Genomic DNA, 9,264 nt, shown 5'->3' with positions numbered 1-9,264 from the left:
ACTCGCGACCCCAACCTTGGCAAGGTTGTGCTCTACCAGCTGAGCTATTCCCGCAAAATTTCTGGTTGTCCGCTTTAAAAATTACGGCGACTTTTTTTAGCAGCCAGCGGTTTTGGTTATTACCAGTGGCTACGGGATGCGAATTATACGAGGTGATTTGTTGAATGCAAGACCTTTTTCACTCTAGCCGACTGCTTGGCTACTTTCTCGGCAAATATGCTCGTATTGCGTTAAAAAGAAACACTTAAATCTTAAATACGGTCTTACGATAGAACTGCAACTCTGCAATGGACTCGCGAATATCGTCTAATGCCTTATGGCTGCCCTTTTTAGGAAATTGTTCTAATAACGCAGGCTGCCAGCGGCGCACTAGCTCTTTAATGGTACTCACATCTATGCTGCGATAATGAAAAAAACTTTCTAGTTCAGGCATGTGCCGCGCTAAAAAGCGACGGTCTTGGCCAATAGTGTTGCCGCACAAGGGTGAGCTTTGTTCTGGCACCCATTGGCGTAAAAACGCTAGTGTTTGGCTGATGGCTTCTCCTTCGCATACTTGGCTTTTTTTAACGCGCTCAACCAAGCCAGACCCTGTATGAGTGCGCACATTCCAGTCATCCATTTTGGCCAGTTCAGCCTCATCTTGGTAAATGGCTAACACCGGACCTTCAGCTAATATGTTTAATTCTTTATCAGTAATGATGCTGGCGATTTCGATGATTTTATGTTCATCCGGCTCTAACCCGGTCATTTCTAGATCAATCCAAACCAAATTTTCTGCATGTACGCTCATATTATCTCGCAAAGCTCGGTGGCAATAAGGACAAGTTGAAACAGGAAAGTGTATCATAGCCGCTAATAAATGCAGATTTAGGGAATGTTATGGCCAAGAGAAAAAAACTCAACAAAGGTCAATCGCGCCGCGTTAGTGATAATCACAACCGCCGCCTAAAACGTAATACTGCCGACACCATAGACGATAACCAATTAGGCCCACAACAAGACGGGCTAGTGATCAGTCGGTTTGGCCAGCATGCAGACATTGAAGATAACGAGCAACAAATCCACCGCTGTAACCTAAGGCGCACCTTAGGTTCGCTGGTAACGGGCGATAAAGTCGCCTGGCGACCAGGCCTAGATACCACTCAAGGTATTAGTGGCGTAGTAGAAGCCGTGCATCCGCGCACCACTGTCCTCACCCGACCTGACTTTTACGACGGCGTTAAACCGGTGGCGGCCAATATTGACCAAATTGTGTTGGTCTCTTCCGTGTTACCTGAGCTGAGCTGTCATGTGATTGATCGCTATTTAGTGGCCGCTGAAGATGTCGATATGCCGCCCATGATAGTGCTAAATAAAGTTGATTTGTTAAATGATGAGCAACGCACACAGGCTGATCAACAACTCCAGCGTTACCGTGATATTGGGTATCAAGTGCTGTATGTCAGCTGTGATACCGGTGAAGGGGTGGCGCAATTAAAACAATCCCTTAAAGATCACACCAGCATCTTTGTTGGTCAGTCTGGTGTGGGTAAGTCATCCATAGTGAATGCTGTTATGCCAGAAGTGGCCGCCATTACCGGTGCTGTATCTGATAACTCAGGGCTGGGACAACACACCACCACCACAGCTCGGCTATACCATTTTCCATCAGGCGGCTCATTAGTAGACTCACCGGGTATTCGTGAGTTTTCTCTTTGGCACTTGGCGCCCGAGCGAGTGGCTTGGTGTTTTCGTGAATTTAGAGAATACTTGGGCGGCTGTCGTTTTCGCGATTGTAAACATGACGCAGATCCCGGTTGCCTATTACAACACGCTAAAGACGAGGGCAATATTCACCCTGAGCGATTAGACAGTTACCATCGTATTATGGCTGCTATGGCGGATAAACCTACTCGTCATCACCCTAATTCGCTTTAATTTTGCTTACCTCAATACCAACAATAAAATAGAGATCTTGGACGCATATCAATGACAGAGCATTTGAAAATTTTACTACAGTACTTACTACCCAAACACTTGGTGTCGCGTTTAATCGGGCGCTTGGCAGCCAAAGAAGGCGGGCGTCTTCCTCAATGGCTGATTGAGCGCTTTATTCGCCAATATAACGTAGATATGAGTGAAGCCGTGCACGAAAACCCAGCAAATTACCCAAGCTTTAATGCTTTTTTTACTCGCGCCTTAAAGCCCAACGCCCGCCCCATAATTGAAGATGAGCAAACACTCGCTATGCCTGTAGATGGTGCTATTAGCCAGCTGGCGCCTATTATGCAAGGCCGCATTATTCAGGCTAAAGGTCACGACTACAGTGCGCGGGCATTATTAGGTGGCGACAAAGCCCTAGCCGCTCCCTTTATGGGTGGCGACTTTGCCACTATTTATTTGGCACCTAAAGATTATCACCGCATTCATATGCCAATCGCTGGCGTATTAAAAACCATGATTTATGTGCCTGGCGACCTGTTTTCAGTCAATCCTCTCACCGCCTCTCGTGTGCCTGAGCTGTTTGCCCGCAACGAACGCGTAGTCTGTATTTTTGACACCATAGCCGGCCCTATGTCACTGGTATTAGTAGGCGCCACCATAGTGGCTAGCATAGAAACCGTGTGGGCTGGCACGGTTACGCCTCCTGCGGGTAAGCGTATTCAACGCTGGGATTATGAGCCTGAAACCGCACCCCGTTTTGCTAAAGGCGATGAAATGGGTCGCTTTAAATTAGGCAGTACTGTGGTTTGTTTGTTTGCCCCTAACAGCGTTACACTGCCAGAAGATTTATTGCCCGGCACTCCTACGCGTATGGGGAGTGCGTTTGGTCATATTAACCAGCATTAATGCTGGGCCTCGCGGCTACACAAGTAGCCGCGAATAATTCCCACTCTATTGAGATCCTGCCGTGTTTGCGCCTATTCTGTTATTGCTTGCCCTACTCTTTCCTAGCCCATTATTAGCCGATCAGAGCGTGGCTGATATTGAAGCACGATTAAATGCAGTACCTGAAGGGGATAGCGCCGAGCTAAAAAAACGACGCGAGGACTATAATCAGGCATTACAGCTAGTGCATGAAAGCGAGCGCTATAAAAAGCAAGCCGCAACGTTTAAAGATTTTATGGATGACTATCCATCGGCCATAAAAAAGCTCGAGCAGCAACAGGCTAACCTTAGCCCTCCTAGTTTAGATTATATTACCCAGCTAGATGAAGACAGCGCTCAGCAGGCATTAGTTGAAGCACAAGCCCATCGACTCAGGCTAAGAAGGCAACGTGAAGAGCTTACTAACTCGCTTAACTTACAAGAGCTTAGCGGTAATGGTCTACATGACCTCTTAGACGACTTGCGCCAGCAATTACGCAACACTCAGCAATCTTTAGACAGGCTACAATTTAGTGACACGCGCAGCCGCCAAGAAAATGCGGTGCGTACCGTTGTTATGGCCCGCGAGCAAAAGTTACAACATCATATTCAAGCATTAGAGCTAGAAGAGCTGTCTTCCGGCAATAAAGACAGTATTAACCGATTAAAACTCGATATATTACACCGTCAGTTAAAAGACATAGACACTGTTATTGATGCGTTACAGCAACGACAGAATGAATTACGCCGAGCCACAACAGAGGCGACCATTGCTGAAAGTGATCGCTTACTTGATAAGGTTGAAGCCGACTCAAAATTATTGGTTGAGCAACAAGCGGTTAATCAACGCTTATCTGCTCAATTAAGTGAAAAAAGCCGAGCAGTAGAAGCATTACAACTTGAGTATCAAACCGTAGAGCGCACTGCCTCTGAATTAGCCGATATGAAAGGCAATCTAAAAGAGCAGCTAGAGTGGCTTCAAGTCAGTCGAGGGTTTGGTGAAAATTTACGTAACCGCCTCAGTGAGCTACCTAAGCCTTATTCATTGGCGCAACTAGAAGCGCGTATAGTACAAAGCAGAGTGGATAAATACGGTTATCAAGAGTCACTGGATAGTCTAAGAAACACACATTATCGTACTGAGTTATTACTCAGCGATAAGGCCCAAGGCATTACCGAGCTACAACGCCTACAAGTGGATGAACTGCTGGCAACACAACAGCGATTATTAACTCGACTGATCAGTGCCATAGACAATCAAATACACGAACAAACACGACTCAAAGTAGCTTACAGCCGCCAAAATAGTCAGCTGCAAGAAATTCGTGCTCTCACGGATGAGCGACTGTTTTGGTTACCCGATCTTAGGCCTATCGGCAGCCAATATCCCACCGCATTAGTGGAAACAGTCGGCTGGCTATTTAGTTTATCAACGTGGGCAATATTACCACAAACGCTCTTACAACAAAGCACAGCTAGCCTAACACTATATGGTGTTAGCTCATTATTAGTGATTTACCTGTGGATACTGAGTCGCCGTAGCCTACATACCTACCTAGAAAAAATTAGCACTCATATCGGCAATGTCACTCAAGACAGATATGACTATACTTTTAATACCTTAGTATTAAGTTTAGTCACCGCAATGCCCTTACCCGCACTGCTGTCTTTATTGAGTCATGCTATAGATTCCCCTTGGGCTCCCCCCATGGTGATTGCACTAGCTCACAGCTTTAATCAACTGATGCTACCGGTATTTATCTTGCTAGTTGTAGGTAATTTAATGATGAGTAAAGGTCTGCTGATTACTCATTTTAATTTACCACGGGATCAGGTACGACGTATTTGGCGCCAATTTCAAAGTCTGATGTTGTCTTTGCTACCCGCGCTATTCATTTTTTATTGGGTACGCGATTATCGAGAGTTTTCTTTATACGACACCTTAGGTCGCTTAAGCTTTATGGCTATTGCCTTACTGACTAGCTTATTTTCTTGGCGAATGTATCGCGAAGAGCTTCCATTGCTCGTCTCCCCTCCTCGCCAAGAGCACTTAACCATAGTGAACCACTTTTTATGGGGCGTGTTAATTATTTCTCCCCTATTAGCGCTAGTCGCGGCCCTAATGGGCTACCTCTACACGGCCCATACGCTATTACGACAACTCGAAATATCAGTACTCGTCGGTATGGGATTCTTAATGTTTTATTACTTAGTACGCCGCTGGATGCTGATTCAGCGCCGTCGCCTAGCCTTTGAAAGAGCTAAAGCAAGACGCGCCGACATTCTTGCACAACGTAAAGAAAAAGATGACACCACTGATACTCATACCAGCCCAGAAGCAGAGGCTGCAGCCGTTGCCGAGGTCGATTTAGATACGATTAGTGCCCAATCTCTTGGCTTATTACGCTCTGCACTTATGCTGGGATACATCTTAAGCTTAATGCTGCTCTGGTCAGAAATTAACACCGCTTTTAGCTTTCTCGACAGTATCGAAGTATGGCAAGTGTCTAGCTCACTGGCGGGTGAAGATGCCTTATTACCCATTTCACTTAAAGATGTGGTGATCGCCTTATTTGTAGTGATCCTAACCTGGATCACCGCCCGCAACCTGCCTGGCTTAATGGAATTGAGTGTTTTGCAACATTTAGACTTATCCCCCGGCACCGGCTTTGCCATTACCACACTGTCTAAATATATCGTGTTGATCATAGGGGCCTTTACTACCTTTGCTATGCTGGGTATCGATTGGTCTAAAACTCAATGGTTAGTAGCGGCACTCTCGGTAGGGCTAGGGTTTGGCTTACAAGAAATTTTTGCCAACTTCGTCTCGGGGCTGATTATTTTATTTGAAAAACCGATCCGCATTGGCGACACCGTGACTATTCGCGAGCTAACCGGCACCATTTCTAAAATAAAAACCCGGGCGACCACTATTGTCGATTGGGATAGACGCGAAATTATTGTGCCCAATAAGGCTTTTATTACTGAACAGTTTGTTAACTGGTCTTTGTCTGATGCCATAACACGGGTGCGCCTAATGGTGCGTGTGCGACTCGATGCCGACATTGATTTAGTACAGCGCATTACCTACGAAGCCATAGCACAGTGCAGCCATATTCTGGACACACCTGCCCCTGAAGTATTTTTAGTGGAGCTAACCGACTCGGCATTGGTCTATGAGGTACGAGTGTATGTAGAAGATATGAGCTATCGTATGCCCATGACCCATGATCTACACAATCTACTATTAACCCGACTGCGCGAGCACGATATTAAAATCCCTCATCAGCAGGTGGATATTCGCTTATTAGGCCAACAACCTATGGCCAGCATGTTAGAGCAGGAACAAAACGCTCAACCCAGTGCTTAAGAGAACCATGGCTATGTGTCACCAACGAGCTCGCCAGTGGCCAGTTGGTCGCACTGTCCGTTAGTGAATTATCACTCACCCGCTATTTTTATTTTGCTTGGCACAAAGATCGAGGCGATCACCCCTCACGCCAAGCATTAATGGAGCTAGCCAACAGTTTATTGCCTTAGTTATAACCGACCAGCCAGCGCATGCTCCCTAGGCTCTGGTAACCGTAAAAGCGATCACATCTGCCAATTGCTCGGTCTCTGTTGCTAACATCACTAAGCGATCAACCCCTAGCGCCACGCCCGCACAATCAGGTAGTCCAGCCTCAAGGGCAGCCAGTAAATATTCATCTATTGGCCGTGTTACTAAGCCTCGGCTTTCGCGTGCTTGGTTATCATGTACAAAGCGCTCACGTTGCTCTTTCGCATCACTTAACTCATTAAAGCCATTGGCCAATTCAATACCTTTAAAATACACTTCAAAACGCTCAGCTACTCGCGCATCATCGGGGTTAATACGGGCTAATGCTGCTTGGCTGGCAGGAAAATCATAAACAAAGCAGGGACTATGCTGACCAATATGTGGCTCAACTCCTAAGGCAAAGAGTAACTGTAAAATAGTATCGCGATCGCTTTCTTGCGCCAGTAAATCATCGGCTCCTAACCCGCCGCCAGCTTGGCGTAGCGCCGCTAATGAAGCAGTAAGCGGGCATACCCCCAATATCTCAACAAATGCTTGCTGATAAGTAAGGCGAGTGGGCAGCGGCGTATTCAGCACGTGCGTGAGCAAGTCGGCCATTTCATCCATTAACTGATGATGGTCAAAGCCCGGCCTATACCATTCCAGCATAGTGAATTCAGGATTATGTAAACGACCCGACTCTTCATTACGATACGCTTTACAAATTTGGTAAATAGCGCCGTAACCTGCTGCGAGCATGCGTTTCATGTGGAATTCAGGTGAGGTTTGCAAGTACAAGTCGAGACCATTAGCCATGCCAGGGCCTACAAAGTGCGTTTTAAAGTTATCTAAATGCACATCGGTCACGCCAGCACTGGCCATAGTGGGAGTATCTACTTCTAATACGTCACGATCAGCAAAAAAACGGCGAATAAGCGTTAATATCTGAGCGCGCTTTTGCAGCAGCGCCAGCGAAGCCGTTGGCTGCCAGGCAAGTGATGTCATGGTTATCATCCTAAAATAAGAGGATGTTACCCTTAACTCACTTTTAAGTGAACGAACACTAAGCCCTAACAGGCTAACGGCTTAATGCTTAACGCCGTCTAATGGCCCACCTTTTAACTCTACTTGATTACCTTCAGGATCGTAAAGGTACAACGACAGGCCCTCGCCTTGTGCGCCATAGCGCATAACCGGCTTTTCGCAGATCACGCCATTTTCTTTCAAATACGTTCTTAGCGCATCGGGCTGAAATGGAGAGATTTGTAAGCAAAAATGATCAAGGTTGGCTTTACATTGCTCAGCAGCATCACCCTCTTTGCCTAACGGACCATTAACATCTACTAAATCAATGAGTTGTGCACCTGCACGTAATTGATATAAACCAATGTCTGACTTTTCACGCTCTAAGCGACAGCCGAGCACTCGGCAATAAAAATCTAACATTCGCTCTGGATTACGTACTCTAAGTACCAAATGATCTAATCCTACAATAGTAAATAACGCCATGGGTCTTCCTCCCTAAGCCAAACTCAACCTTAGCATGACTGAATGTTGTACAAAATAACAGCACAACGCTCTTCTTCATCCTATTGTTTGTTAAATAACAGCGATTAATTCCTGATTAATAGGTCAAGATAGTTGCAAAAAATTTTCAAAAACCTAGAATGCTGAAAACCGAGGGCCTAAGAAACCCTCGGTTTTTTTGTGCCTGTCACTTACTGAGGTAATACCATCATGCGTATCGAAGAAGACTTAAAGTTAGGCTTTAGCGACGTACTTTTTCGCCCTAAACGCTCTACCCTTAATAGCCGCTCTCAAGTAGAGCTAAACCGCGAGTTTGTGTTTAAGCATTCAGGTCGTCGTTGGTCTGGCGTGCCCATTATTGCCGCTAATATGGACACGGTAGCCACCTTTACCATGGCCAAAGCGCTTGCCCAACACCAGATCCTAACCGCCGTTCATAAACATTACTCAGTGGACGAGTGGCAGGCATTTGTTAGTGCACAAAGCAGTGATGTGCTAAAGCATGTGATTGTTTCTAGCGGTATTTCAGATAAAGAATTTGCAAAGCTGCAACAAGTATTAGCCTTGTCTGACGAGCTAAACTTTATCTGCATTGATGTTGCCAACGGTTATAGCGAGCACTTTAGCGCCTTTGTCAGTAAAGTGCGTAAAGAATGGCCGCATCATACCATTATTGCCGGTAACGTAGTGACCGGTGAAATGGTGGAGGAGCTGATTTTATCTGGCGCCGACATCGTTAAAGTGGGTATTGGCCCAGGCTCGGTATGTACCACTCGCGTTAAAACCGGCGTTGGCTATCCACAGTTATCGGCCATTATTGAATGTGCCGATGCCGCCCATGGCCTAGAAGGTCAAATTATTGGTGACGGCGGTTGCACTTGCCCTGGCGATGTTTCTAAAGCCTTTGGTGGTGGTGCTGATTTTGTGATGCTAGGTGGCATGCTGGCCGCACATCAAGAGTGTGGTGGTGACTTAGTAGAGCGTGACGGTAAAACCTACATGAACTTCTATGGCATGAGCTCTTCTAGCGCCATGGACAAGCATTCTGGTGGCGTAGCTAAGTACCGCGCAGCAGAAGGCAAAACCGTTGAGATCCCCTACCGTGGTCCGGTTGAAAACACCATTCAAGATATTTTAGGTGGCGTACGCTCAACCTGTACTTATGTGGGAGCAGGTCGCTTAAAAGAACTAACCAAGCGCACCACCTTTATTCGCGTACGTGAGCAAGAAAATATCGTATACGGCAAGGAATAACAGCCATAAGCGGTAAGCTGTCAGCCTGTCACTTCATCACATTTTTTTGTTGATGTTTGAGTAGAAATCAGGCAGAGCGCGCTACTCCGCTCGACTCG

The 9,264-nt window shown here is 46.3% G+C and carries 7 protein-coding genes; 4 read left to right on the top strand and 3 right to left on the bottom strand.

Annotated features, from left to right (window positions below; genetic code table 11):
• Positions 1-244 precede the first annotated feature (244 nt).
• Positions 245-790, bottom strand: a complete 546-nt coding sequence (gene orn, locus ACTHY5_RS09850; protein ID WP_441879180.1) for an oligoribonuclease — start codon at positions 788-790, stop codon at positions 245-247.
• A gap of 89 nt (positions 791-879) precedes the next feature.
• Here orn and rsgA point away from each other — a divergent pair, with 89 nt between their 5' ends.
• From rsgA to mscM, 3 genes are all read left to right on the top strand, one after another.
• Positions 880-1,917 (top strand): small ribosomal subunit biogenesis GTPase RsgA, encoded by a 1,038-nt coding sequence (gene rsgA / locus ACTHY5_RS09845; RefSeq protein WP_441879178.1) that lies wholly within the window; start codon positions 880-882, stop codon positions 1,915-1,917.
• Positions 1,918-1,968: 51 nt separating this feature from the next.
• Entirely contained in the window at positions 1,969-2,829 is an 861-nt protein-coding gene (asd, locus tag ACTHY5_RS09840) for an archaetidylserine decarboxylase (protein ID WP_441879176.1), read from the top strand.
• 61 nt (positions 2,830-2,890) lie between these two features.
• On the top strand, positions 2,891-6,217 hold the full coding sequence (mscM, locus tag ACTHY5_RS09835) for a miniconductance mechanosensitive channel MscM (protein WP_441879174.1): 3,327 nt from the start codon (positions 2,891-2,893) through the stop codon (positions 6,215-6,217).
• Positions 6,218-6,415: 198 nt separating this feature from the next.
• Here mscM and epmA read toward each other — a convergent pair whose 3' ends face one another.
• Positions 6,416-7,390, bottom strand: coding sequence for an elongation factor P--(R)-beta-lysine ligase (gene epmA, locus ACTHY5_RS09830; protein ID WP_441879173.1), 975 nt, complete (start codon positions 7,388-7,390; stop codon positions 6,416-6,418).
• An 81-nt stretch (positions 7,391-7,471) separates the two neighbouring features.
• Positions 7,472-7,894 carry a VOC family protein gene (locus tag ACTHY5_RS09825; RefSeq protein ID WP_441879171.1) on the bottom strand — a complete coding sequence of 141 codons (423 nt, stop codon included), beginning with the start codon at positions 7,892-7,894 and terminating at the stop codon, positions 7,472-7,474.
• 228 nt (positions 7,895-8,122) lie between these two features.
• Here ACTHY5_RS09825 and ACTHY5_RS09820 point away from each other — a divergent pair, with 228 nt between their 5' ends.
• Positions 8,123-9,166, top strand: coding sequence for a GMP reductase (locus tag ACTHY5_RS09820; RefSeq protein WP_441879170.1), 1,044 nt, complete (start codon positions 8,123-8,125; stop codon positions 9,164-9,166).
• Positions 9,167-9,264: the final 98 nt, after the last annotated feature.

It is taken from the genome of Oceanisphaera sp. (assembly GCF_052084945.1).
GTDB lineage: Bacteria > Pseudomonadota > Gammaproteobacteria > Enterobacterales > Aeromonadaceae > Oceanimonas.
Note: the sequence above shows the minus strand (reverse complement) of the source record. Positions and strands in the feature narration are given on the sequence as shown.